Annotated in this window: 23 protein-coding genes; 8 read left to right on the top strand and 15 right to left on the bottom strand. The window is 69.9% G+C overall.

Features of this window, described 5'->3' with window-relative positions; genetic code table 11:
* The first annotated feature begins 16 nt into the window (after positions 1-16).
* Entirely contained in the window at positions 17-1,195 is a 1,179-nt protein-coding gene (locus IE257_RS35420; protein ID WP_189973955.1) for a PucR family transcriptional regulator, read from the top strand.
* Positions 1,196-1,231: 36 nt separating this feature from the next.
* Here the strand turns inward: IE257_RS35420 and IE257_RS35415 are convergent, their stop codons facing one another.
* The 12 genes from IE257_RS35415 to IE257_RS35360 all read right to left on the bottom strand — a co-directional run bounded on the left by IE257_RS35415 (position 1,232) and on the right by IE257_RS35360 (position 14,332).
* Positions 1,232-2,845: an FAD-dependent monooxygenase gene (locus tag IE257_RS35415; protein ID WP_189973954.1), complete on the bottom strand. Its 1,614-nt coding sequence runs from the start codon at positions 2,843-2,845 to the stop codon at positions 1,232-1,234.
* A gap of 23 nt (positions 2,846-2,868) precedes the next feature.
* On the bottom strand, positions 2,869-3,417 hold the full coding sequence (locus IE257_RS35410) for an ACT domain-containing protein (protein ID WP_189973953.1): 549 nt from the start codon (positions 3,415-3,417) through the stop codon (positions 2,869-2,871).
* A 60-nt stretch (positions 3,418-3,477) separates the two neighbouring features.
* A complete protein-coding gene (locus tag IE257_RS35405; protein ID WP_189973952.1) occupies positions 3,478-4,056 on the bottom strand; it encodes an NADPH-dependent FMN reductase in 579 nt (192 codons plus the stop codon).
* Positions 4,053-5,945, bottom strand: coding sequence for an FAD-dependent monooxygenase (locus IE257_RS35400; RefSeq protein WP_189973951.1), 1,893 nt, complete (start codon positions 5,943-5,945; stop codon positions 4,053-4,055). Before IE257_RS35400 ends, IE257_RS35405 begins: the two co-directional genes overlap by 4 nt.
* Entirely contained in the window at positions 5,938-6,900 is a 963-nt protein-coding gene (locus tag IE257_RS35395) for an outer membrane protein assembly factor BamB family protein (RefSeq protein WP_189973950.1), read from the bottom strand. Before IE257_RS35395 ends, IE257_RS35400 begins: the two co-directional genes overlap by 8 nt.
* On the bottom strand, positions 6,870-8,156 hold the full coding sequence (locus IE257_RS35390) for a phenylacetate--CoA ligase family protein (RefSeq protein WP_189973949.1): 1,287 nt from the start codon (positions 8,154-8,156) through the stop codon (positions 6,870-6,872). The genes IE257_RS35395 and IE257_RS35390 overlap by 31 nt, the downstream gene beginning before the upstream one ends.
* Positions 8,153-8,656 (bottom strand): hypothetical protein, encoded by a 504-nt coding sequence (locus IE257_RS35385; RefSeq protein ID WP_189973948.1) that lies wholly within the window; start codon positions 8,654-8,656, stop codon positions 8,153-8,155. The genes IE257_RS35390 and IE257_RS35385 overlap by 4 nt, the downstream gene beginning before the upstream one ends.
* Position 8,657: 1 nt before the next feature.
* Positions 8,658-9,950 (bottom strand): phenylacetate--CoA ligase family protein, encoded by a 1,293-nt coding sequence (locus IE257_RS35380; protein WP_189973947.1) that lies wholly within the window; start codon positions 9,948-9,950, stop codon positions 8,658-8,660.
* On the bottom strand, positions 9,947-10,726 hold the full coding sequence (locus IE257_RS35375; protein ID WP_189973946.1) for an amidohydrolase family protein: 780 nt from the start codon (positions 10,724-10,726) through the stop codon (positions 9,947-9,949). Before IE257_RS35375 ends, IE257_RS35380 begins: the two co-directional genes overlap by 4 nt.
* Entirely contained in the window at positions 10,716-11,966 is a 1,251-nt protein-coding gene (locus IE257_RS35370; protein WP_189973945.1) for a 3-dehydroquinate synthase II domain-containing protein, read from the bottom strand. The genes IE257_RS35375 and IE257_RS35370 overlap by 11 nt, the downstream gene beginning before the upstream one ends.
* Before the next feature lie 48 nt (positions 11,967-12,014).
* On the bottom strand, positions 12,015-12,836 hold the full coding sequence (locus IE257_RS35365) for a class I fructose-bisphosphate aldolase family protein (protein ID WP_209468462.1): 822 nt from the start codon (positions 12,834-12,836) through the stop codon (positions 12,015-12,017).
* 71 nt (positions 12,837-12,907) lie between these two features.
* The gene (locus IE257_RS35360; RefSeq protein ID WP_189973943.1) at positions 12,908-14,332 is read right to left on the bottom strand and encodes a phenylacetate--CoA ligase family protein; all 1,425 of its coding nucleotides are present in this window, start codon (positions 14,330-14,332) and stop codon (positions 12,908-12,910) included.
* A gap of 464 nt (positions 14,333-14,796) precedes the next feature.
* On the opposite strand from IE257_RS35360, the gene IE257_RS35355 reads away from it, so the two are divergent.
* The 3 genes from IE257_RS35355 to IE257_RS35345 are packed head-to-tail and all read left to right on the top strand — an operon-like array spanning position 14,797 to position 18,906.
* Positions 14,797-16,398 carry an MDR family MFS transporter gene (locus IE257_RS35355; RefSeq protein WP_189973942.1) on the top strand — a complete coding sequence of 534 codons (1,602 nt, stop codon included), beginning with the start codon at positions 14,797-14,799 and terminating at the stop codon, positions 16,396-16,398.
* A 7-nt stretch (positions 16,399-16,405) separates the two neighbouring features.
* Positions 16,406-18,058 carry an FAD-dependent monooxygenase gene (locus tag IE257_RS35350; RefSeq protein ID WP_189973941.1) on the top strand — a complete coding sequence of 551 codons (1,653 nt, stop codon included), beginning with the start codon at positions 16,406-16,408 and terminating at the stop codon, positions 18,056-18,058.
* Between the two features lie 35 nt (positions 18,059-18,093).
* Entirely contained in the window at positions 18,094-18,906 is an 813-nt protein-coding gene (locus tag IE257_RS35345) for a class I SAM-dependent methyltransferase (RefSeq protein ID WP_189973940.1), read from the top strand.
* A 147-nt stretch (positions 18,907-19,053) separates the two neighbouring features.
* Here IE257_RS35345 and IE257_RS35340 read toward each other — a convergent pair whose 3' ends face one another.
* Both IE257_RS35340 and IE257_RS38730 read right to left on the bottom strand, forming a co-directional pair.
* Entirely contained in the window at positions 19,054-19,422 is a 369-nt protein-coding gene (locus IE257_RS35340) for a hypothetical protein (protein ID WP_189973939.1), read from the bottom strand.
* Between the two features lie 67 nt (positions 19,423-19,489).
* Positions 19,490-19,912 (bottom strand): hypothetical protein, encoded by a 423-nt coding sequence (locus IE257_RS38730; RefSeq protein WP_229920851.1) that lies wholly within the window; start codon positions 19,910-19,912, stop codon positions 19,490-19,492.
* 325 nt (positions 19,913-20,237) lie between these two features.
* On the opposite strand from IE257_RS38730, the gene IE257_RS35330 reads away from it, so the two are divergent.
* From IE257_RS35330 to IE257_RS35315, 4 genes are all read left to right on the top strand, one after another.
* Positions 20,238-20,768, top strand: a complete 531-nt coding sequence (locus IE257_RS35330) for a hypothetical protein (RefSeq protein ID WP_189973938.1) — start codon at positions 20,238-20,240, stop codon at positions 20,766-20,768.
* A 115-nt stretch (positions 20,769-20,883) separates the two neighbouring features.
* Complete coding sequence (locus IE257_RS35325) at positions 20,884-21,732, top strand: DUF4097 family beta strand repeat-containing protein (RefSeq protein WP_189973937.1); 849 nt, start codon at positions 20,884-20,886, stop codon at positions 21,730-21,732.
* A gap of 45 nt (positions 21,733-21,777) precedes the next feature.
* The gene (locus IE257_RS35320; RefSeq protein WP_189973936.1) at positions 21,778-22,791 is read left to right on the top strand and encodes an ATP-binding cassette domain-containing protein; all 1,014 of its coding nucleotides are present in this window, start codon (positions 21,778-21,780) and stop codon (positions 22,789-22,791) included.
* On the top strand, positions 22,788-23,585 hold the full coding sequence (locus tag IE257_RS35315) for an ABC transporter permease (RefSeq protein ID WP_189973935.1): 798 nt from the start codon (positions 22,788-22,790) through the stop codon (positions 23,583-23,585). The genes IE257_RS35320 and IE257_RS35315 overlap by 4 nt, the downstream gene beginning before the upstream one ends.
* A 64-nt stretch (positions 23,586-23,649) precedes the next feature.
* Here the strand turns inward: IE257_RS35315 and IE257_RS35310 are convergent, their stop codons facing one another.
* The gene (locus IE257_RS35310; protein ID WP_189973934.1) at positions 23,650-23,886 is read right to left on the bottom strand and encodes an MbtH family protein; all 237 of its coding nucleotides are present in this window, start codon (positions 23,884-23,886) and stop codon (positions 23,650-23,652) included.
* Positions 23,887-23,908 lie beyond the last annotated feature (22 nt).

The raw sequence follows: 23,908 nt of genomic DNA, 5'->3' as shown, positions 1-23,908 counted from the left end.
GCAAGGGGGGCATGTGATGGTGAGCACGTTGGAGATGTCTCGCGATGACGTACTGGACAGGCTCGTCGAACGTACGGAGGAAATCGCCAAGGAGATCTGGTTAAAGATTCAGGTATACGTCGAGAGCAGCGGCTCGCTCGAATCTGAAGAATATGTGGAGATTCTGTGTGCGGTCCTGGGTCGGGGGTTTGAGCTCTATCGGGGCGGTGGCTCACTGCCGGCGGACGTTCTCGCGCAGTGTGCTGCGGTCGCAGTGCAACTGGCCGAGCGGGGCGAGCGCATCATGCCCCTGCTGCACGCCTGGGAAGTCGGCTGCTCGGTAGCCGTCGCGGCCTGCTGGGTATCGGCGAGGCCCGGCGAACAGGGTGACCTCGTGTCGCTGACACAGTGGGCGTCCACGACCGTGAAAGAGATCATTGCGGCCATCAGCCTCGCCTATGTGCACGCGCAGAAGCAGGCCGGCCTGGACACCTCGCGTCGAGTCCTGGCGGACCTCATGCTCAACGGCTCCGCCACCGACGAACTCGCGGCCGCCGCGCACCACGCACCGGCGGACCAGTACGCGGTCGTCGTCGGCCGGGTCGTCGACGAGGCCGTACCCGGCGTCGCGACCGTCGCCCGGGCTTCGGCGGCGCTGACCGGCGAAGACCTGGGGCTGAGCTGCCAGGTCGGCAACCACCTGTGCATCCTGGTACCGATCCGAGGGCACCGGAGTCCGGTCGAACTGGTGGGCCGGGTCGTCGAGGAGCTCAAGCGGGTGGGCGTGTCCTTCGCCGCTCCGGCCGGCACGGTCACCGCGGCCCGCACCGAACTCTCGGCGGCCATCCAGGAGGCCGCCAGGATCGAGGCTCTTGCCAACGCTGCCGGGCTCGAGGGCAAGACGGTCGAGAGCAATCAGGTGATCAGCGAGCTCGCCATTTCCCGCGACGGCGACTACCGCCGCGAGCTGATCTCGCTGATCACCCCGATCGCGGATGCTCCGGAACTCCTCAAGACGCTCCGCACCCTCTACGTGATGGACCTGGACCGGACGAGGACCGCACGCCGGCTCAATGTGGCACGGCGCACCCTGACCTACCGCCTCGAAAAGATCGAGCAGCTGACAGGGATCAATCCGGTGCGCACCCGCGGCATCCTGGCCTTCGTGCTCGCGCTCGCCGCGCAGGACCTCGATCAGACCTTCATCATGATGTAGGCCCCGGCCCGCACGCGCCGCGGCGGCGGCACCCGCTCAGCGGGGACCGCCGCCGGGTGCCGCCCGGCCGGTCAGGGCCAGAACCGCCGCACCGAGCCGCTCACGTGCGGTCGCGGACCCGTCTGTCGTCCGCCAGCCGATGAAACCGTCCGGGCGGACCAACACGGCTCCGCCGGGACCGATCCCGTATGCCGACAGGAACGTCCCGTGGACGTCCGTGCAGCCCGGGCCCTGGCCCGACGCGTTCCGGTCCGGGCCCACGATGTACCGCACCGTCAGGCCGGGGACCGCGGTCCGCCACATCTCGGCGCGGGCATCGGCCAGCAGGACGAAGCCGTCGCCGAACAGGTCCAGCGTGGAGATGCTCCGTCCTTCGTGCTCCAGCACCACATGGGGCGCCCGGGTCCCCGGACGGCCCGACGGCTGGAGAGGGTTCTCCGCGATCACGGCCTCGCCGTCCACCGTGTCGCGGGCGTCCTTGCCGGGGACCGAGGCCCACAGCGACGGGTAGCAGTAACCGAGTTGCACCGTCGCCCGGGACTCGGCCGAAGACTGGCCGATCCGCGCCATGGTCTCCTCCACGGTGAAGTCCGCGACCGGGCGCCGCTCGGCGTCGTACGTGTCGAGCAGCTCCTCGCCCGCGGTCCCGTCCAGGACCGCGGCCAGTTTCCAGGCGAGATTGTGGCCGTCCTGGACCCCGGTGTTCCCACCGAATCCGCCGGCCGGCGGCATCGCGTGCGCGGAATCGCCCACCAGGAACACCCGGCCCGCCCGGAACCGGTCGGCGACCAGGGCCGCGCTCTCCCAGGCCATGGCGCTGTGCACGGTGAGATCCAGGTCCGGGCTGTCGGCGGCCACCCGCACCAGCTCCCGCGTCCGCTCCCGCAGCCCCTCCGGGGAGGAGTCCATGCCCTCGAACATCGGAAAGCCGAGCTGCCACCTGCGGGCCTCGCTGCTGCCGCGGGCGAAGAGGAAGGCGCCGGCCGCTTTGACGATCACGGCCATGGCCCGTCGGCCCTTGATCACCGGTTCCAGATCCGCGTCGAAGATCGCGCTGACCGAGCGGCCGAGCGCTCCGGGGCCGTGCCGGCCGATCCCCAGCGCTTCCCGTACCGGGCTGCGGATGCCGTCCGCCGCCAGCAGGTAGTCGCAGTGCACCGTCCAGTGCTCATCGGTGTCGACGCGGGACAGGGTCGCGGTGACCCCGCCCGCGTCCTGGGTGAGGCTCTCGAAGCGGGTCCCGAACCGGACCTCCGCGCCCAGCTCCTGTGCCCGCGCCAGCACCAGCGGTTCCAGCTGTTGCTGATCGCACAGGCGCATGCCGGTCGGGCTGATGTCCAGGGTCTCGTCCACGTGGTTGCCGGTCGGCACGTAGTGCGGGTCTGCCAGCGTGTTCACCACGACGAAGCCGATGGGCCCGGGATCGCCGGCCTTGCGGACCTGTTCCTCGATCCCCACGGAACGGAACAGCTCCATGGAACGGGCTGTCACCAGTCGCGCCCGGGGATGGACGGACGTCCCCGGCCGCTGTTCCACCACCAGGCACTCGACGCCTCTCGCGGCCAGGAACATGGCGGCCGACAGGCCGCTCAGACTCCCTCCGACGATCAGTACCCGGACCCGTCGTTCGGTGCTGTGCTGGTCTCGCATTCAAGCCCCTCGTCATGAACCGATCATGTGGCGGCCCCGTCCGCGCCCTTGCCCAACATAACGAATTTCGGCGCGCGTTGATGGTGCAGCGGACTCGGATCGCCTTGCTGGAACGTGGACTTGAGGTGCTGGGCCGCCCGCCCCGCGTCCCGCTCCCGGGTGACCGCGGAGATGCGGGTGTCCGTGACGGCGACCATCTCGACCGCGACGTCCGCGTCACGCAGCGACTCGAAATACCGGGCGATGACCTCGGAGTTGGAGCGCAGACTGGCGCCGACCACGGCCACCCTGCCGATCCCGACGTCCACGCTCACCGAGTCGAACCGCATGCCCTGTTCCGCCTGCGCCAGCACGGCCAACGCCGTCGCCGAGTCGCACTCGCGGACGACGAAGGAGAGGTCATTGCGGCCGCCGGGCGCGGCGGTGTTCTGTGCCATGTCCGACATGACGTGGGACTTGGCGAGACGCCGGAAGACCTCCGCCGCGATGCCCGGCCGGGGCGGCACGCCGGCGACCGTCACCCGTGCCACGTGCATGTCGTGGCACACACCGTAGATGATGGGGTGTTCCATCGAACTTCCTGCTCCTTCCGCTGGCTGGACTGCCCGTGGCGCGCGGCCGTCCCTGTTCGGTCAGCCGAGCAGCGGCCGCGCCGCTGTCCGGATCCGGGCGAAGTCGGTCAGCTCGGTCCCCATCGCGTCCAACTGCGCCGCCGTGCGGTCGTCCGGGCCGCCGGAGAGGTCGGTCGGCGCTGCGCCGACCACCACGCCGAGCGGTGTGGGCCATCCGCGCAGGGCGTGCACGATGTCCCGCAGGCTGCGCAGCGCGGCGGCCGGGCCCTGCGGCCCCGACCCCACTCCGATGCAGCCGACCACGCGTTGCTCCAGATATGGCCTGGAGTCCTCGCGCAGGTCCTCGAAGTAGTCCAGCGCGTTCTTCACCAGCCCGGAGACCGCGCCGTGGTAGGCAGGTGACGCGATCAGCACCGCGTCGGCCCGGCGTACGGCCTCCAGGAGCTGCTGGGCCCGTAGGTCGCGGACCGCGGACGAGGGGTCGTACAGCGGCAGTCTCAGCTGTTCCCCGACGAAGAACTCCGCCTCGGCGCCGGCGGCGACCGCCGCGGCGGCCGATCGCCGCAGGGCCGTCTCGGTCCGGGAGGGGCGGCCCGACGCCCCGATGCTGCCGCCGATCGCGACCAGCCGTACGCTCATTCCTTGTATCCGACCGCGAGCCCGTCCCCGAGCGGGATCAGGGTGGTGAAGAGCGATTCCTCGGCGAGCATGGCGTCCACGGTCTCGCCGATCGCCCGGCCCAGCGGATCACGCGTGTAGCCGGTCAGCGCGTCCCCGTTCCAGAAGATGTTGTCGGCGACGAACAGGCCGCCGCTGACCAGCCGGGGGAGGGCCATGGCGAACACCTCCGGGTAGAGGCGCTTGTCGATGTCGCACAGAATGAGGTCGAAGTCGCCCTCGACCGCACGGAAGGACTCCAGCGCGTCCCCGACCAAGAGCTCGACCCGGTCCGAGACCCCCGCCTTCTCGATGAACGACGCGGCCTTGGCGGCGAGTTCGGGGTCGGACTCGGTGTAGTAGACCTTGCCCCCGGGACCGACCGCCCGTGCCAGCCAGATCGTGGAGAACCCCACCGCCGAACCGAACTCGAACACCCGCCTGGCACCGGAGATCTTCGCCAGCTGCCACAGCAGCCGGCCGGACAACGGGCCGATGATCGGTACGTTCTTCTCCCAGGCGTACATGCCGATCTCGGTCATCACCGGATCGTTCTTGGGGGCCTTCTTCCAGGCCCAGTTGAGCGCGGCGTCGTAACGGAAGTCGAACCGGTAGATCTCGGTCGGGATCATCGACGGGTCGAACGCCCCGGGGCCCCGGCCCGAGCCCGCCGGCGGGCCGGCAGGGGCTCCCTGCCAAGCGCTCGGGCCGAGCGCCATCGACCGGAACATCTGCCGCAGACCGGCGGCGACCGCCTCGGCCGCGGGACCGCCCGAACCGGTGGTGTCCGGGGCCGCTGCCTGGGACTGGAACTTGGCGATGCTCTCCACCAGGGGCCGACGCTCCTTCTCGTACTCGGCCAGCGAAGCGGCGGTAAGGTCCTTCTCGGCCAGGGCGCGTACGGCGGTCCGGGCCGCGGCCTGGGCGTCGTACAGTGCCAGGTTCATGTTCTGGCCGCCGAAGGTGGTCAGGCTGTGCGCCGTACTGCCGATCAGCATCACCCCGTCCGACACCCATGTCTCCGCGATGTGCCCGGGGAAGGAATGGTGGCGTACGTCCTCCCAGCCGCTGATCCCCTCCAGGGCGGGGCGCAGCCGGGGCTCCACCGACAGGATCCGGTCCAGCAGCGCATCGAAGCCCTGGGCCTTGACCTCCTCGAAGGAGCCGCTGCGGATTCCCCACAGCACGCTGAGCTCGTCGGGGGAGTAGGCCGCCAGTCCCAGGTAGCGGTTGTCACTGGCACGGTAGTTGCTCAGCACCGAAGGCCAGCCGTCCGGGCGCGGGGCGAGGAAGGTGATCGCCTCGTAGTCCCAGGTGGCGGGCTGTACGGAGATGCCGGCCAGGTCGCGGGTGGGCGAACCCTCGCCGTCGGCGGCCACCAACAGGCGGCACTCCAGAGAACGTTCTACGCCGTTCTGGGTGAAGGCGACACCGCTGAGGGTGCCGTACGCGTCCTTGAGCAGGGCGTCGACCCCGGCCCCGTCGAAGAGCTCGAAGTCCGGGTGTGCGACCAGCTCGTCGAGGAACGCGTGCTGCATGACCCGGTACGGCACGCCGAGTCCGTAACCGAACGGGCTGTCCTCGATGTCGGCGTAGCGCAGTGCGGCGATGCGGTCGCCGTCGACGTAGTAGTCGTATCCGTCGAGGCGGTGGGTCTGCCTCTCGACCGCCGGGCGGACCCCCAGCGAGTCCAGCACGCTGATGGCTCCCGGCTGGATGAGCATGGTCTGGCGCTTGCCGGAGCGGTCGGTCTCGCGGTCCACCACGGCGACGCTGTGGCCGGCGTCCAGGAGGGCCTTCGCGAAGGCGAGGCCGTGGGGTCCGGCGCCGACGACACAGACGTCCACCTTCGACGCTGGGTACTCAGACATGGATGGTGCTCCTTCGATCGCAGGTCAGGAAGTAGAGGAGTCCGTCGGCCGAGCCCGCCGCGAGCCGGCTGTCCTCGCGGGCGACGGACAGCATGGTGTGACCGGACCGGTGGCGACCCAGCTCACGGCCGTCGCGGTCCAGGAGGTAGAGGTGGTGGTCGGCCGAGGCGACGGCGATGCTGTCCGGCCGTACGTCCACCCCTTTGACCCAGGACCCCGTGGTGAACCGCCAGCGCTCGGTGAGCTCGGTGTCGTACGAGCGCAGCGTCCCGTCGACACATGCGGCCAGCAGCTCGCCGGTGCCGCCGGGGGCGGTCATGCGCACGGCGTGGGCGGCCCGGCGGCGCACCACCGTGCCCGACGGGTCGAGGACGGCCAGGGATCCTTCGGCGGTCCCCACTGCGAAGCCCCCGTCGACGGCAGCGCATCCGTACACCGGGTAGGGCTCGGTGTGCTGCCAGAGCAGCTCTCCGGTGGCGGCCGCGCGGCAGCTGACGGAGCCCTCGATGCTCGGGGTGAGGACGAGGCCGTGCCCGAGGCAGATGTCCCAGGCCGAGGGGCCGGACTCGACCCAGAGCGGCCCCAGCCGGTGATCGACCAGGGCGACCGAGCCGTTGCGGTCGACCGCAACGAACCCGCGCGGTTCGCCGGCCAGCCGCCAGCCGCCCACTCCGTCGCGCCGCTCCAGTACCTCACCCCGCCCGGAGACGAGTACGAGGCTTCCCGCTTCGAGGGACAGCAGCCAGCCGTCCGGATGGGCGGCGAGATCGGTGATGGCGCTGTCGCAGTCGATGAGTCGGTCCGGTGCGGCGCTGCCCCAGCCACCGAGGGCCAGGCGCCCTGGGGCGACGGCCGCCGCGACCTGTTCGTCGCGCAGCCGCACGGCCGTGACCCAGCCATCGAGCCGCCAGGTGTTCCGGACGGTCAGTTCCGCACCACGTGGGTGAGTTTCCAATTCTTGAACCCTCCTCCCCGCTTGGTGAGTTCGTTGAAGTCGAAGGACAGCTCGACCTCCAGGGGCAGGTCCCGGACGAGCAGCGCCTCCTCGGCGAGCCGGGTGATCTCGGCGCAGCTGGCCGGGTCCTGGTGGTCGCGCTCCACCTCCAGGCAGAGCAGCGGCCGGCCGTCGTCCTCGAACCGGATGCAGTAGCCGAGCAGGCCGGGGATCGCGTAGACGATCTCCTCGACGTCGTACGGACGCAGGCGCCGCCCGGCGATCTCCAGTTCGTCGGTGACCCGGCCCAGTACCTCGACCATCGGCAGGGCGAGGCCGCAGGCGCAGTCGCCGGACACACGCCTGACCAGGTCACCGGTGCGGTAGCGGAGCAGTGGCCGGGCGTCCGCGGTGAGCGTGGTGACGACGAGCTCGGCGGTCTCCGCCGTGGTGGGAGCTCCGGTCTGCGGGTCCACCCACTCGAAGTGGTACATGTGCTCCAGCAGGTGCATGCGCTTCTCGGGGCAGGAGGTGGAGCAGGTTCCCATCTCGGAAGAGCCGTAGGAGTTGATGTAGACCTGTGCGTTCCACAACCGTTCCAGCATGGCCCGCATGGGTTCCGTGAGGAGCTCGCCCAGGAGCAGGACGGTGCGGATGCCGAAGGCGGTCGGGTCCAGTCCGCGGGTCTTGAGCTCCGCGTAGAAGTGCAGGCTCAGGCCCGGAGTCGTGAGGACCGTGGTGATACCGGTCTCCCGGCATATCCGCACGATCTGATCCCACCCGGAGACACCCCGGGTGAAGGGGAACGCGCGGACGCTGAAGACGTCCATCGCCTCCAGGCCGTAGACCATGGCGTCGGCGACCGGTGCGATGTCGGAGGGGACGAGCAGGATCGCCTTGTCCTCGCGAGGCCGCAGGATGCGCCGCCAGTTCAGCAGCAGTCCCCGGGTGTTGGCGGCGATGTCCTTCTTGGTCTTCGGCGTCGGCGTGGGTGTGCCGGTGGTCCCCGAGGACTCGTAGTAGCGGACGGTCTCGGCCAGGGGCACGGACAGGACGCGCAGCCCCGCCTCGCGCAGCTGCTCCTTGTCGGTGAACGGAAGCCGTTGCAGGAGGTCGAAGTCGGCCTCGCGCAGGGCTTCGGCGCCGAGGCCCCCGAGCACGGGGGCGTAGTACGGCGACTTCGCGGCCTGGACGAGGGTGGTGCGCAGGAGCCGCAGCCGGTCGGCATCCGTCACGCCGGCCGGGACCTCGTGTCGTGCCGTGGTGGCCGAGGTCATGACGCCTCCGCGGCCGGTGCCGGGTTACGGGTGAAGCACCAGGTGCAGCCACCGGGCTTGAGCTCGAACGTGGCCGTGAGTTCCTGCTTGGCGGCGATGGAGGACTGGAGCTTCGTGCAGTACTCGCGGCACGGGTCGTCGAAGGTCAGCTCGATGCCCAGCTTCGCGGCGCCCTGCCGGTACGAGAGGATGCCGCAGTTCTCGATGTCCACCTCGGACCCGTCGACCGATGCCGAGCGCACGGTGACGTCCGAACCCCAGCAGTCTCCCAGGATCCGGGACAGGTTCTCGGTGAAGGGGATCGCGCCCTCCGTCCTGTAGCGGTCCGACTGCTTGGCGGTGGCCTCGGCCGAGAAGTCGATCCACTCGTCGATGGCGCCGTAGCCGTAGTGGGAGACCATGTAGCGCTCCATGCCGGCCTGGGCACGGAAGTACATCGCCTTCCACATCTCGGCCTTTGCCTCGGCCGTCATCGCCGGCCGGCTGTTGATGTCCGTCACGTCAGTTCTCCTGGGAGGGGCCGCTGTAGTCGAGGCCGCGTCGGTTCTGGCCGCGCATGCGCAGATAGACGGGTTTGAACATGGCTTCCTGCTCGGCCTGCCGGTCGAGCGTCATGCTGGTACCGGGCGGGACCACGCTGATCGCGGAGCGCATCCCGAGCCGGCTGTCGACCGCGGCGGCCAGACCGTCGGCGCGCCGGCGGACCTCGGCCGCGCCGGAGTCCGTGGCCTCCAGGACCAGCGCGAGTCGGTCGCCGTCCACCTCGCCGGACCAGAAGACGGGTTCGCAGCCGAACAGTTCCCCGTACACGACGTCCTCGACGTCGATGGGGAACAGCTGCCGACCGCCGACGGTGAACCTGTCGGCGGCCCGGCCGTGGACGGTGACCCGGGGGCGGTCGCTGCCGCACGGGCACGAAGCCCCGTCCAGCACGGTCACGATGTCGCCCATCCGGTACCGCACGATCGGCATGGCCCGGCGGTGGTACGAGGTGACCACCAGCTCCCCCGAGCCGTACGGGGAACTGCGGCCGGTGGCCTCGTCGAGGACCTCGAAGAGGAAGCGGTCGGACCACAGGTGCAGGGCCCCGGCGGTGCATGCGCCGCCGAGGGTGGTGGTCTCCGTCGAGCCGTAGTCCGGGAAGAGGGTGATGGACCAGAGCTCTTCCAGGAAGCGCTTCTTGGCGGGACTGAGCACCTCGCCGTTGACGACCGCGGCCCGCAGGGCAGGGAAGTCCTTCGTCGGGTCGAGACCCGCGGCGAGAGCGCGCCGTGCGAAGAGCATCAGCTCCACGGGCATGCAGTAGGCGACCGTCACCCGGTAGTCACGAAGCAGCCGCAGGGCACGGCTGTAGGGCATCAGCTCGGTCCGGTTGCCCGCCGGGATGACGGTGGCGCCGGCCCGCTGCGCCGCGCCGTGCATCTGGTGGGCGGTGGTGAGCATCGAGTACGGCGTCTTGACGAGCACGACGTCCCGCTCGGAGAGCCCGACGCCGTTGAACAGCATCCGGTCCAGCCATTCGTCGATGTCGCCCCGGGTGAAGTACGCCGGGGTGGGTTCCCCGGTGGTACCGCTGGACTCGTGGATGACGGCGACCTCGCCGGGGTCGACGGCGAGCAGGCCGTCGGGGTAGGCGAGCCGCAGGTCGTCCTTCGTGGTGAAGGGCAGCCGGCCGAACAGTTCGTCCGACCAGGAGGTCGGATCGACTCCCGCGGCCCGGTACTTGGACCGCAGGTACGGCGAGTTGCGGTACGCGTGGGCCACGATGGCGGCCGTCGCGTCGTGGCCCGTCATGTGCTTCCTCCCTTCCTCGTGGTGGTGACGCGCCGGATATTGCCGCCGAGCACGGCGGGGAGATCCGCCTCTGCCACGGCCAGCGCGAGCTTGGTCAGCTCGACGCGGGGGTGCTGGATGGGGAACTCGGAGCCGAACACCACGCGTTCGGCACCGAGGGTCTCCACCGCGTCCTTGATCACGAAGTCGAAACCGCCGGACGTCTCGAACAGCACGTTCCGCGTGTCGCGGATCTCCTGGGCGGCGTCCAGATCGAAGTTGCCGCGCCCCGCGTGGCCCAGGATGAAGGTCACCCCGGGGTTGCGGCGCGCGAGCCGGGCGTACTCCTCGACGGAGAGCGCCCCCTTGCCGATGCAGTGCGAGTACACGGGCAGCCCCCGCTCCGCCGCGATGTCGACGTACGACTGGACCCGCGGGTCGAGATGTCCGATGCCGTGGACACCCGGGGCGAACTTGATCCCGGCGCACTCCGCGGACAGGAGGTCGTCCGCCTCACCGGCCACCCGGTGCGGATTGGCGAAGTAGAAGGCGGCCAGTGAGGGCTCGCCCCGGATCGCGTCCAGCAGCGCGCTGTTGTCGGCGTCGACGTCCCGCCCCGGGCCCTCCGTCAAGATGGTGTGGGACAGCTCGGCAGGGGAGACCACGCCGCCGGCGACCAGGAACGCCGAGGAGATGCGCTCTGCGGCCATGGTGGCGAGCAGGCGCGGCACGAGAGCTGGGTTGGCGTGGGCATGGGCATCGACCACGTCCACGCCGTCCCAGGGATCACTGCTCAATGATCAGCTCATCCACCTTGACGCCCACGTGCCGGCCCGGCTCCTGGGTGAAGCCGAAGAGCTCGTCACCGGGCTTCAGTTCGGTGATGTTGCGCGGCTTGGAGTCGGTGCCGAAGACCCGGACGTGCCAGTCCTCTTGCATGATCGTGGTGATCCGGGTCCCGTCCTCCGCCTCCGCGGTGATCTGCAGCATGGGGCGCCGCTCGATCTTGACGCGCCCCACGGTGACCGGCCGTGCGGTTCCGTCGGTGCGGACCGCGAGGACCTCCATGCCCGCGCGCAGGTCGGAGAGGTACCACGTGCGGTTGTCCGGGGCGAGCACGTACATCTGCAGAGCGCCCGCGTTGACCCGGAACGGCCGCGTGGGCATGTACGGCAGCGGGTGCGTCTCGCTGGTGGCGAGGATGCCGCCGCCGGAGAAGCAGCCGAGGAGCACGCCCTCGTCGAGCCCGAGGTACGAGGTGAAGTCGAGGCATGCCCGGTCGCCCATGCCCACGTGCTTGGTCTCCAGGACCGTGAGCTTCTGCAGCTGCTGCCCGTGCGTGCGCTGCGCGGCCACGAGGACCTCGTGCAGGCGGTGAACCGCGGTGAGGTCGTCGACGTCGACGAGGACGCCGTCGGCGCCGATCTCCAGGACACCGAAGACCACGTTCGCCTCCACGCTGTCGTGGACGCCCATCACGGTCTGGCAGCCGTGGTTCTGCGCGTCGGCGAGGACGATCTCCAGCGGGATCTTGGTGGAGTCCTTGAAGGTGACGAGCAGCAGCTTGACCTCGCGGGTCATCTCGACGGCCCGCTGGAGCGAGGGCGGGTCGACGACATCGACCGCGGCGCCGACCGTGATGCCGATCTTCGCCTCGTTCTCGACGAACCAGTTGCTCGCCACGACGTCCGCGTCCAGGACGAGTACGTCGTACTCCTTGCGGATCTTCACGAGCTTCTCCGGCGACGGAACGCCGGAGAACAGCTTGACCTTCCGCAGGCCCGCGGGCACCAGGGCGAGCTGCTCCTCGTCGACGACCACCGCGCCGCCGGCGTGCAGGCGGCGTACGGCCTCGAAGATCTCTGCGGTGTCGGGCCGGCCGGCGGCCTTGCGGAAGTCGTGCCAGGTGTACTTCTCGCCGGGAGGCAGCGGCGCCTGTACGGGGGCCGGCTCCGGGGCGGCCGTCTTCCTGGGCGGCTCCTGCGCCCGCTGCTTGGTGGAGGTGGCCTTGGGCTTGTCCTCGATGACGTCGCTCATGTTCGCCTTCTGTTCGGTGAGTGGAGTGTGCGGAGCGGGGAGTGACACTCAGACGGCCGCGAGCTGCCGGGACGCGAGGTGCTCCTGATAGGCGTCGTAGACGCGGTCCGCGGACCAGCCCTGGTGGACCAGCTTCCCGAGGTGGCGGGTCAGGACCGTGGCGTCGGGCGACTCGAAGATGTTGCGTCCCATCGACACGCCCGCCGCTCCGGCGTCGAGCGCCTCGGCCACGGTCGTGAAGAGCTTGCGGATGTCCCCGTGGGCAGCCCCGCCCGCGATCAGGACGGGTACCGGGCATCCCTCGACGACCTCGGAGAACGCGTCGGGGTCCCCCGTGTAGTGGCACTTGACGAGGTCGGCACCGAGCTCGGCGGCCATCCGTGCCGCGTGACCCACCTTCACGGGGTTGAACTCGTCCTCCGGCGAGCTGCGCACGTAGACCATGGCCAGCAGGGGCACGCCCCACAGATTGCACTCCTCGGCGATCTTGGCCGTGTCGACGATCTGCTCCGGCTCGGTCTCCGTGCCGGCGTTGATGTGCAGGCTCACCGCGTCCGCGCCGAGCCGTACCGCCTCGGCGACGGTGCACACCGCCACCTTGCGGTTGATGTGGTCGCCCAGGGAGGTCGAGGCGCTCATGTGCACGATCAGCGCCGTATCCGGGCGGAGGCTCTTCTGCACGGTGGGCACCAGGCCCTTGTGCAGGACGACTCCGTTGGCGCCTCCGTCCGACACCTGTCCGACCGTTGCGGCGATGTCACGGAGACCTGTGGTCGCGCCGACACTGATGCCGTGGTCCATCGGGACGATCAGCGACCGTCCCGACGCGGACATCAACCGGCGTGCGCGCAGACTCTTCCCCTCGTTCAAAGCTGGTTCCCCCTTGATGTTGCGCGGTTTCGGGGTGCCGAAGCCGCGGGATCCTGTGTCACTGACCGCGCTCATGGCGCTTTGGCGCGTTCCGCGGCCGGGTCGAAGAGCCTCTCGACCGGGAGGAGCTTGCCCGAGGCGGGTGGTACGAGGGCGTCGACCAGGCGGACTTCCACGGAAGCGCCCTCGCCGAAGGCCGGGGTGACCTGCTGGGCCACCCGCTCGGCCAGCCCCGGTGCGCTGTCCGGCAAAGGCACGACGGACACCGTCACGCGGTCCGGGGACTCCTGTACCAGGCGGAAGCGCTTGACGCCGCTGATGGTCTCGAACATCTCCATGAAGACGCCCTGGGGCACCGGGGCGAGGCCGGTTCCCGTACGCCGGTAGAGCAGGGTGTTCTCCCGGCCCAGCAGCTCCTTGACCACCGGGAGGCTGCGGCCGCACGCGCAGCGCTCCGTACTCACCGACATCAGGTCGCCGAGTCGGTAGCGGATGACCGGCAGGGTGCGGTGCCAGTAGGTGCTGATGGTGATCGAGCCGAACTCGCCCTCGCTCACCGGCCGGTTGTCCTCGTCGAGGATCTCGATGCGCATGCAGTCCGTATTGAGGTGCATCGATCCCCGCTCGCACGTCCAGCCGATGTAGCCGGTGTCCGTGGAGCCGTACAGGTCGAAGATGCGGACGCCTTCGAAGGCGGCGAGGGCCCGTTGCTGTACGTCGCGCTCCAGCGTTGCGCCCGTGTTGATCAGGGCGAGCGGCCGCCAGGAGAAGCCAGGGTTGGCCTCCTTGTACTCGGTGAGCATGCGCAGCGTCGAACCGAAGCAGGTGAGGATCTGAGGATTGAAGCCCTCCAGCTCGGCGGCCGTCTCCTCGACCGTCACCGCACGGCCCTCCCGCAGGACGGGAAGCATGCGGAAGAACTCCGGGGGCAGATGCTGCTGCATCTTGTACCCGATCATGTGGGCGCCGGTGACGATGATGGCCGCGGACCGCAGCGGTCCCTCAGGAGTGATCGAGGCCAGGATCGCCCGCATGAACCGGAAGTACTGGGCTCTGATGTGGGCCTGTTCGTCGCGGTCGTAGACGAAGTACCCGGGCTTCCCCGAGGTGCCCGCGGTGCTGACCACCAGGAGGTCCGAGCCGTTGAACGGCCGGTCGACCAGGGACCGGTCGGACAGGTACCGCTCGACCTCCGCGAACGGGATGTCGCTGCGCGTCCTGATCTCGTCGAAGTTCTTGAGCATGACGGACTTGTCCATCAAGGGCAGGTCGCCCCAGATCTCCGGCCGGCCCAGCAGGTCCTCGGTCCGGTGGTGGCGCAGGATGTTCGCGAAGTAGGGGGACTTCGTCCGCGCCCACTTGAGCTGATGGTGCATGAGATGGCGTTGTCGCAGCGCGAGTTGTTCATCGGGCAGCCCTTCGTTCTCCTCCAGGAAGTTGTAGACCCCCAGGATGGAGGACTGGCCCGCAATCATCCGGTCGCGTATGACGTCCACTGAAACCTGCTCCTCCACTGGCTGATGGGATCCAGTATTGGCCGCGGTTCAATGTTGTTCTGCTGCACATCCTGGCCGGGAAACGTCGTTGTTTGCGTCTTTGGGAAGAGAGATTCAGCCGGACTCCGTGAAAGAGTTGCAGGCGGCGGGATGGATTCAGTACCCGGTCATCGTCCTTCTTCCCTTCTCGGTCCGTGGCTTCGATGGACCTGGAACGGGTCCGCCTGCCGAGCGTGCCCCGGGTGCGCGTGCCGGCGAGGTCCGTCATCGTCGCGCAGCCCCTTTCGTCCCTGACTGTCCGGTAAGTGATGGTCGGCACGCCGCCGGCCGGACGCCCGAGTGCGCAACCGGGAAGGGGGAGCAACAAGGCTGCACCGTTGGGAAATTGAGTCGCCGGCGAGCCTCCTGCAGGCTGGGGGGAGGTCCGTCAGGACATGTTGGCAGGGGAAAGGAAACCGTTACGGATGAGTGCTGCGACGACTGCCGAGAAAGAACCCATCGGTCATCTACTCACCCCGGTATGGGGTTTTATCCTGGCAATGACGGTCTCGGCGCTCGACGCGACCATCGCGGGAACCGTCACGCCCACCATTGTTGCCGAGTTCGGTCATGTTGAGTTATCGGCCTGGGTTTTCGGCAGCTATATGCTGGCGCTCACCGCCCTGCTGCCGCTGTACGGAAAATTCTCCGACCATTTCGGCCGCAAGCGCATGATCAATATTGGTATCGCCATCTTCCTGGTGGGCTCCCTCTGGTGTGGATTCGCTCGGAGCATGCCCGAGCTGGTGGCGGCGCGCGGGCTCCAGGGACTGGGCGCGGCCGCGCTGTTTCCCATTGGAATGGCGGCGATCGGCCTCCAGTTCCCGCCGCGGCTGCGCAGCCGGCTGCAAGGCGTATTCGCCTCCGTTTTCGGCCTGAGCAGCCTCCTGGGCCCGCTGGTGGGCAGTGGAATCGGCGAGTACGTGGGCTGGCGCTGGGCATTCTTCATCAACCCGCCGCTGCTGCTGCTCGCCGCCTGGCTGATCCACCGCAACTACAGGGAGCACCAGACCGAGGCCTCCGGGCAGAAGGTCGACATCCTCGGTGCCGTCCTCGTCACGTACGCCATCGCGGGGGTGCTCTACGCCCTCTACGAGGCCGGCGAGAAGCGGGACCTGGGGGAGTGGTCGGTGTGGGCGGCCCTGCTGACCGGCATCGCCGCGTTCGTCTTCTTCATCCGCGTCGAGCGGCGGCACGAGTCGCCGATCATCCCGCTGACCCTGTTCTCCAACAGCGCCCTGAGCGCGGCGTTCGTGGTGAACTTCGTCATCGGCCTGGTGATGTACAGCGCGATCTTCTTCGTGCCGGTCTTCGCCCAAGGCGTGACGGGCGGCTCGATCGGGAAGACCGGACTGACCCTCTTCCCCTTCCAGGTCGCCAGCATCGTGGGCAGCCTCGTCGCCGGCCGAGCCATCTTCAAGGTGGGCATCCGGGTCATGGGAATGCTCTCCATGCTCCTGCTCGCCGTGGGGTTCGGCACGCTGATGACGATGGACACCCACACCTCCGCGTGGGTCACGGCGTCCTACACGTTGCTGATCGGCGCGGGGACCGGCGTCGGCCTGCCGGTCCTGATGATCGCGGTCCAGTCGGCGCTGCCGCCGCACCTGATGGGCATCGGGTCGTCCATCACCCAGCTGGCCCGTGAGTTCGGCGGCATGATCGGCGTGAGCATGCTCGGCGTGCTCCAGTACTACCTCTTCGTCAACGAGACCGAGCAGCTCAAGGGCCAGGCCGCGGAGCTCGTGCACCAGGCCGGTCCGCGCGGCGTCAGCGAAATGCTCTTCTCGCAGCAGTCCGCCTTCCCCGCCGACGTCGTCGAGCTGCTCCGCTCCGGCCTCAGCTCGGCACTGACCACCGTCTTCATGGTCACCGCCATCATTTGCGTGCTCGGCATTCTGGTGAGCACACGGATGGCCAAGGAGATGCGCCGCCCCGGTCCGCCGCCCGGAATGAAGCCCCCCGGAATGCCGCCGGCCGGCCTGTCCTCTCCCGAGGGCGGCCCCGCGCCCGCCGGCCACCAGTGAGGAACCCATGATCGACACCCGCGTCCCCACCCGAGTTCCGGTTCTCGTCGTCGGCGGTGGCACCGTCGGACTCGCCGCCGCGCTCTTCCTCGGCCGGCACGGCGTGCCCGCGCTCGTGGTGGAGCGGCAGCCGGGACCGATGCAGCACCCCCGGGCGCTCGGCGTCAACGAGCGCACGATGGAACTCTTCCGCGAGGCCGGCCTGGAGGAGGCCGTCCGCGCCGCATCCGTCCGGCCCCGTACCGCCGTGTGGAAGGACTCCGTACCCACTCTGGCGGAGTCCGCGTTCCCGCCCGTCGGCGGTCACCTGGACTTCCGCAACCCGGCCCTCGCCGCGGTGACCCCGGTGGAGGTGGTGGGCAACTGCCCCCAGGACCGGATCGACGCGCTGCTGCTGCCCGCCGCCCGCGCCGCGGGCGCCACGGTGCGCTACGACGCCGCCGTGACCTCGGTGGAGTCCCGGTCGGACGGAGCCGTCGCCCGGTTCGCCGACGGCAGCACGGTGCACGCCGACTTCGTGGTCGCGGCCGACGGGGCGTCGAGCACCGTGCGCCGCGGGCTGGACATCGCGGTCGAGGGCCCCGGTGTGCTCGGTGTGCCCAAGATGAACATCGTCTTCCGGGCGGATCTGTACGGGCGGTTCGGCAGCGTGCCGTTCATGACCGACATCACGGCACCCGGTGCATGGGCCGTACTGATCACCGTCGACGCCGCAGAACGCTGGATGCTGCACGTGGACTTCGACCCCGAGGCCGGTCAGGGGCCCGAGGACTTCACCGACGAGCGCTGCGCGGAGCTCGTGCGCGCCGCGATCGGCGACCCCGCCGTCGACGTGGAGGTCCTCAGCGCCGCCCCCTGGCGACTGACCGCCCGGGTCGCCGAACGGTTCCGGGAGGGACGCGTCTTCCTCGCCGGGGACGCTGCCCACACCATTCCGCCGCTCGGCGCGTTCGGCATGAACACCGGGATCGCAGACGCCCACAACCTCGCCTGGAAGCTGGCCCAGGTGCTGCACGGCGGGGCGGCGGAAGCGCTCCTCGACACCTATCACACCGAGCGGCACCCCGTGGCCGCCTTCACCCTGCGCCAGGCAATGCTCAGGCTGCGCCACCCCGCCCTGCACTGGAACCCCTTCGCCGGCGCACAGCGTCAGGAGGCCGGGGTGGCCAACACCCCGGTCGTGCACCTCGGGTACCGCTACGACTCGGCCGCCGTCGTCGACGGCGGCGCCGAGCTGCCCTCCACCGAGGACGTCGCCGCCTGCCTGGACGGCACTCCCGGCTCACGGCTGCCGCACCACTGGGTGACCCGTGCCGGCGAGCGCATCTCCACACTCGACCTGGCGACGGCCCGCTGGACCCTGCTGGCCGGACCCGACGGTGGCGACTGGTGCGACGCGGCCGCCGAACAGGCCGAAGCGGCCGGCCTCGACCTCGCCGTCCACCGAATCGGCGATGCCGGCGCGCAGACGCAGGACCCCACGGCCGACTGGACGCGGGTCGCCGGCACCGGCCCCGCCGGCGCACTGCTGGCCAGGCCCGACGGGTTCGTCGCCTGGCGTGCACAGGACGCCGTACCGGACCCCGGCAGGACCTTGTCCACCGTGCTGTCGACGCTGCTGGGCCGCCCCGACCTTGAAGGAAGCCGAGGTGCACAGTGACACCCGGCCCGCACCCTCCTGAGGAGCACACCGCCATGGAAGCCGTTTCCTACACCGCCCAGTGGACCGCCGCCGCCCGCGCGCTCGAAACGGAACGCGAGGACGCGCTGTTCAACGACCCGTACGCCCGCACAGTGGCCGGCGACAAGGGCTTCGAACTGCTCAAGCGGTACGCCAGCCCGGTCACGGTCGACTACCTGGCGCTGCGTACGGCCTATCTCGACCAGGTGCTGCTGAACGCACTGGAGAAGCACGACATCGACCAGGTCGTCCTCGTCGCCGCCGGTATGGACACCCGCCCCTACCGGCTCGCCTGGGGCCGCGAAGTCCGCGTCTTCGAGCTCGACCGCGCCGCGCTGCTGGACGTCAAGGCGGAGCTGCTTGCCGATGCGACCCCGTCCCCGGGGCTGACGCGCGTCACCGTCGGCGTCGACCTCGCAGGCTCCTGGGAAGCGGCGCTGCGCGAAGCGGGGTTCAGCACCGAGGCGCGCACGCTGTGGATCGTCGAGGGCCTGCTGTACTACCTGGAGGAGAAGGCCGTGCGCGGACTCCTGGAGACCCTGGCCGGGCTCTCCGGCCCGGGAGCCCGGGTGGCCGGCGACCTCATCAGCACCGCGGCGCTCAACAACCCGGTGGCCCGGCCGTTCATCAAGGCGCTCGAGGAGGACGGAGCCCCTTGGCTGTTCGGCACCGACGCACCGGAGGAGCTGCTCCAGGAGTGCGGCTGGGCCGTCGAGGAGATCAAGCAGCCGGGTGAGGAGGACTCCGGCCGCTGGCCCTACCTCGTGCTGCCGCGCCAGGTACCGCAGGTCCCGCGCAACTTCCTGTTCACAGCGGCGCTGAGCTGATACGACGGATGCGCCGGGTCCGGGGTACCCGGGCGGTCCGGCCGGCGTCACCCTCCGCCTCCCCTCATCGACGCACCGGGCTTTTCTGCGCGACCACGGGGCGGCGGGCAACCGGGCCGACCGAGCGGGCCGCCCTGCCCGGGGGGATCACGTCCACGGCTCCCTGCCGCCGAAGGACAGGCCCGTGATGCGGCCCGACTGGATGACGGGGCCGTGTTGGGTGCCGCCGGTGATCTCGTTGTGCACGGTGACCGGGTGCGCCGGCGGGGGCGCGGCGAGTTGCTCCAGCGCGGTCGAGAGGGCGCGCAGTTCGTCGGCGGTGAGGTCTCCGGAGTCGACCGCTCGGCGGAGGTGAAGAGCGATGTCCAGGGCGGTCTGCTCCTCCTGTGCGGTGTCCGCGGAGAGGAGCCGGGCCCGGGCGTCGTCCAGGCCGGTGACGGTGGCGCCGCCCGTGGTGGTGTGTGCGAAGCGCCGTGCGACGAGGCCACGGGCGTGCGTCCAGGAGTCCGTCACCATGAGGCCGAGCAGCGTCGACGCCCCCGGCGCCCCCGACGCGGCCAGAGTGCTCGTCTGCGAGAACTCCTCAGGGAGCAGCCCCGAGCAGCCGACCGGCCCGGACTGCCAGACGGAGTCCCCGGCCCCCGCAGAACAGCAGCGCACCGCCGCGGACCATCTGGCCGGCTTGTTCGACGCCATGGGATTCACGGGTGAGGACGACCGGCGGACCATGCTGGCGCTCGGGAACCTCGGTGTCATTGGCCGCGGAGGTGCGCCGGGCGAGCAGGCCCAGGTCCGCCACCATCCGTTCCACATGTTCGTCGTTCTTGGCTAGCCACCGGACCGCGGCGCTGCCCGTGTCCTTCAGGACGTCCTCGCCCAGGTACTGGCGCTTGCTCTGTTCGTACGTGCATCGGTGCCCCCAGACCGCCTTGTCGTTGCGTACCTCGGCGAGCCTGTCGAGCCGCTCCTGGTCGTGCTGGACGGTCGAGCACGGCTTCGACCGCAAGGTGTGGCGTCGGAAGGCGCGGTGACCAGGGCGGTCAACGCCCCGTCGGCGCCGAGGAAAGAGTGCGGCAACCCCGTCCGGACGGACGAGGTGATCGGTACGGTTTCCCGTTTCCTTCTCAGGCGGCGGGCGCGGCATTCGCGAAGGCCGGAAGACGTGCCTGTCCCGTGCGCGGACAGTGGGCTGATTCTTCGGCGCATGGCGTCTGGGTGGCTCAGAGTGGCGCATGTGTGGCACACGCGCTGACCTGCACCTTTGTGAACCTCGGCGATTGTGGCGCCAGATTGGCTCGACGTGGTGCCAGGTGTGTGTCATGCTGGGGGACATGGACCTCACGCCCTATGTCGCAAGCCTTCGGAACGAGCTCGCGGTCGCCGCCCAAGCGGGTGGCGAAGAAGCTCGCGCTCTTGCCGAGCGCATCACCGCGCCGCTGGAGTCGGCAGCCAGACTCACCCTGCTGAACGCCCTGTCGGACGCGATGGGGGAGGTCACCCGGGAGCTCGCTCCGGGCTCGGTCGACGTGCGGTTGCGGGGGCTGGAGCCCGAGTTCGTCGTGACCGCGCCGCCGAGGGAAGAGCCCTTCGTGGCGCAGGGTTTCGACGAGGCGCACGCCCTGCCCGCCGTGCCCGTCGTGCCGGAAGGGGAGGACAGCAGTACCGCCCGGATCAATCTCCGCCTCCCGGGCCACGTCAAGACGCGTGCGGAGCAGGTGGCCGCGCGGGAGGGCTTGTCGCTCAACGCGTGGCTCGTCAGGGCCGTTTCGGGGGCCCTTGAGCCCGGTGGCGGCCGGCAGGGCGACCGGCCGGAGGCCCAGCGGAGCGGCGGGCGCAAGAGCTTCACGGGCTGGGTGAGCTAGGCCGTCCAGCTCCGCCGGAGCACCGTTTCGGCGTGCGAGAGGCCGATCGCTCTCGCTCACTTCTTCACGTCCCCGGCGCGGGGGCGATCACCAGACTCACGAGGACGGGACAGCCATGCCTTCTTACGAGACCAAGGGACCCATCACCGCGACCATCCACGTGGAGGTCGGAGTCGCCCGGATCAGTGCGGCGGAGCGCACCGACACGGTGGTCGAGATCCAGCCGCGCACCGCCGGCGACAAGGACGACATCCGCGCCGCCGAGGAGACCAGGGTGGAGTTCACCGACGGCACGCTGTCGATCCGGACCCCGAGGGCGCGCGGGCTGTTCTCCGCCCGGGGCTCCGTCACGGTCGATGTCGCCCTGCCCGAGGGATCGCGGCTGCACGGCACGCTGGAGATGGGTGACATCAGCTGCAAGGGGACGCTGGGCGAGTGCGAGGTCCGTACCAGCGCCGGGGACATCCGGCTCGACCGGGCCGGCGCGGCGCGACTCAAGACGCAGCACGGGGACGTGCACCTCGACACGGCGGCGGGTGACGTCGACATCACCACCGGGTCCGGCGAGGTGCGAATCCGTACGGTCGGCGGCGATGCCGACATCAAGAACTCCAACGGCAACACGTGGCTGGACGACGTGGCGGGCGATCTGCGGCTGAAGGTCGCCAATGGCAACATCACGGTCGGCCGGGCGCAAGGGTCGGTGTCGTCAAAGAGCTCGAACGGCAACGTACGCATCGAGGAAGTGGCACGCGGCACGGTCGAGCTCCAGACCAAAGCCGGCAACGTCGAAGTCGGGATCCGCCAGGGGACTGCCGCCTGGCTCGACATCAACTCCCAGGCCGGGACGGTCTACAGCGCCCTGGGGTCCGCCGAGGGCCCCGCAGCGGGTGCGGAGACCGTCAAGGTGCACGCGAGGACCAGCCTCGGTGACATCACCATCCAGCGTGCGCCGGGCGCCTGACGTGGGAGCTCTGCCTCGAGACCGCTACGAAACGGAGGGGGCGCAATGAGTGCCGCGACCGAACGGATGGCCCCGCCCCAGGGGATCAGAGCAGTCGGCCTGCGCAAGTCGTACGGCGAGAAGGTCGTACTCGACGGGATAGACCTGCACGTGCAGGCGGGCACGATCTTCGCGCTGCTCGGCCCGAACGGGGCGGGGAAGACCACCACGGTCCAGATCCTCTCCACGCTCATCGCCGCCGACGCCGGCGAGGCGACCGTGGCGGGGCACTCGCTGGAGCGGAGCGCGGACGCCGTCCGTGCCCGGATCGGTGTCACCGGCCAGTTCGCCGCGGTGGACGGGCTGCTGACCGCCGAGGAGAACATGCTGCTCATGGCGGACCTGCACCACCTGGACCGCGCAGAGGGCAAGCGCCGCACCGCCGAGTTACTCCGGCAGTTCGAACTCGCCGACGTGGCCGGCAAGATGGCCTCCACCTTCTCCGGTGGCATGCGCCGCAAGCTGGACCTGGCGATGACCCTCGTCGGCAACCCGAGCCTGATCTTCCTCGACGAGCCGACCACCGGCCTCGACCCGCGCAGTCGCCGCACCATGTGGCACCTGATCCAGCAGCTCACCGCCCAGGGCGTGACGATCTTCCTCACCACGCAGTACCTGGAGGAGGCCGACCGGCTCGCCGACCGGATCGCCGTCCTCGACCAGGGCAGGATCGTTGCCGAGGGCACCGCGGACGAGCTCAAGCGCCGTATCCCCGGCGGCCACATCCGCCTCCAGTTCTCCGACGTGCTCAGCCTGGACGCCGCCTCCCGCCGGCTCGAACTCGACGAGGGTGCCCGCGACGAGGAGAAGCTCACCCTGCAGATCCCGAGCGACGGCAGCATCCCCGCACTGCGCGCCGTACTCGACCTGCTGGAGGGCGCCGGTGTCTCGGCGGACGCACTGACCGTCCACACGCCCGACCTGGACGACGTCTTCCTCGCCCTCACCGGTGACGGGTCGCGCCACCACGCGACCACCGTTCCCGGCCCCGCCGACACGGCGCAGGAGGCCCGCCGATGAGCACCACGTACGCGATGCGCGACTCGATGACGATGCTGCGCCGCAACCTCAAGCACGCACGGCGCTACCCGTCGATGACGATCTCGATCGTCGCGATGCCGGTCCTGATGCTCCTGCTGTTCGTCTACGTCTTCGGCGGAGCGCTCGGCGCCGGCATCGAACTTCCGGGCGGCGGTTCGGGTGGCCGCGGCGACTACACCAACTTCGTGGCCCCCGGCATCCTCCTGATGGCAGCCACCGCCGGAGCGGTCTCGACCGCCGTGTCGGTCTGCACGGACATGACCGAAGGCATCATCAACCGCTTCCGCACCATGTCGATCTCGCGCTCCTCCGTGCTGACCGGGCACGTGGTGGGCAATGTCATCCAGACCATGATCAGCCTGGCCCTGGTCATCGGTGTCGCGCTCCTGGTGGGCTTCCGGCCCAACGCCACCGTCGTCGAGTGGCTCGCCGCCCTCGGCATCCTGGCCCTGCTCGCCTTCGGCCTCAGTTGGCTGTCCGCGGCGATCGGTCTGGGCTCCAGCAGTGTGGAAGCGGCCAGCAACGCGCCCATGCCGCTGACCTTCCTGCCCTTCCTCGGCAGCGCGATCGTCCCGCCGGAGTCCATGCCGGTCGGACTGCGCTGGTTCGCCGAGTACCAGCCCTTCACCCCGATGACCGACACCCTCCGCGGCCTGCTCATGGGGACGGAGATCGGCGACAGCGCATGGCTCGCGCTCGGTTGGGGTGTCGTCCTCAGCGTCCTCGGCTTCCTGTGGGCCCGCTCGGCCTTCCACCGCGAGGCGAAGATCTAGCGGCGCGGCGTACGAAAGCACCAGGTGAACGTGCTGCCCGATCCGTCGGGCAGCCCGTTCGCGTTCATGCCGTGGCGACTGAGCCCCGGTCCGGGGTCGCGCCGCCCCGCAGCCGCTTCGGCTGCAGATCGGTCCAGTTCGCCTCGATGTGCTCCAGGCACAGCCGGCGGCTCTCCTCGCCGAAAATGATCCGCCAGCCGGCGGGAACCTCGGCGAAAGACGGCCACAGCGAGTGCTGTCCTTCGTCGTTCAGCAGGACGTAGAACCGGCCATCGCCGTCGTCGAACGGGTTGCTGCTCATGAATCCACTCCCCATCGAGCCG

The sequence above is a fragment of the Streptomyces avidinii genome (genome assembly GCF_014650695.1).
Classification (GTDB): domain Bacteria; phylum Actinomycetota; class Actinomycetes; order Streptomycetales; family Streptomycetaceae; genus Streptomyces; species Streptomyces avidinii.
The sequence above is the reverse complement of the archived record's forward strand: the minus strand, read 5'-3'. Positions and strand labels throughout refer to the sequence as shown.

Bases quoted from the DNA above. Each gene is read 5' to 3' on its own strand.
- IE257_RS35405 (WP_189973952.1), bottom strand. From the start codon at position 4,056: ATGAGCGTACGGCTGGTCGCGATCGGCGGCAGCATCGGGGCGTCGGGC.
- IE257_RS35415 (WP_189973954.1), bottom strand. From the start codon at position 2,845: ATGCGAGACCAGCACAGCACCGAACGACGGGTCCGGGTACTGATCGTC.
- IE257_RS35350 (WP_189973941.1), top strand. From the start codon at position 16,406: ATGATCGACACCCGCGTCCCCACCCGAGTTCCGGTTCTCGTCGTCGGC.
- IE257_RS35370 (WP_189973945.1), bottom strand. From the start codon at position 11,966: ATGAGCGACGTCATCGAGGACAAGCCCAAGGCCACCTCCACCAAGCAG.
- IE257_RS35310 (WP_189973934.1), bottom strand. From the start codon at position 23,886: ATGAGCAGCAACCCGTTCGACGACGGCGATGGCCGGTTCTACGTCCTG.
- IE257_RS35340 (WP_189973939.1), bottom strand. From the start codon at position 19,422: ATGGTGACGGACTCCTGGACGCACGCCCGTGGCCTCGTCGCACGGCGC.
- IE257_RS35390 (WP_189973949.1), bottom strand. From the start codon at position 8,156: ATGACCTCGGCCACCACGGCACGACACGAGGTCCCGGCCGGCGTGACG.
- IE257_RS35330 (WP_189973938.1), top strand. From the start codon at position 20,238: ATGGACCTCACGCCCTATGTCGCAAGCCTTCGGAACGAGCTCGCGGTC.
- IE257_RS35410 (WP_189973953.1), bottom strand. From the start codon at position 3,417: ATGGAACACCCCATCATCTACGGTGTGTGCCACGACATGCACGTGGCA.
- IE257_RS35315 (WP_189973935.1), top strand. From the start codon at position 22,788: ATGAGCACCACGTACGCGATGCGCGACTCGATGACGATGCTGCGCCGC.
- IE257_RS35345 (WP_189973940.1), top strand. From the start codon at position 18,094: ATGGAAGCCGTTTCCTACACCGCCCAGTGGACCGCCGCCGCCCGCGCG.
- IE257_RS35380 (WP_189973947.1), bottom strand. From the start codon at position 9,950: ATGACGGGCCACGACGCGACGGCCGCCATCGTGGCCCACGCGTACCGC.
- IE257_RS35355 (WP_189973942.1), top strand. From the start codon at position 14,797: ATGAGTGCTGCGACGACTGCCGAGAAAGAACCCATCGGTCATCTACTC.
- IE257_RS35400 (WP_189973951.1), bottom strand. From the start codon at position 5,945: ATGTCTGAGTACCCAGCGTCGAAGGTGGACGTCTGTGTCGTCGGCGCC.
- IE257_RS35325 (WP_189973937.1), top strand. From the start codon at position 20,884: ATGCCTTCTTACGAGACCAAGGGACCCATCACCGCGACCATCCACGTG.
- IE257_RS35420 (WP_189973955.1), top strand. From the start codon at position 17: ATGGTGAGCACGTTGGAGATGTCTCGCGATGACGTACTGGACAGGCTC.
- IE257_RS35320 (WP_189973936.1), top strand. From the start codon at position 21,778: ATGAGTGCCGCGACCGAACGGATGGCCCCGCCCCAGGGGATCAGAGCA.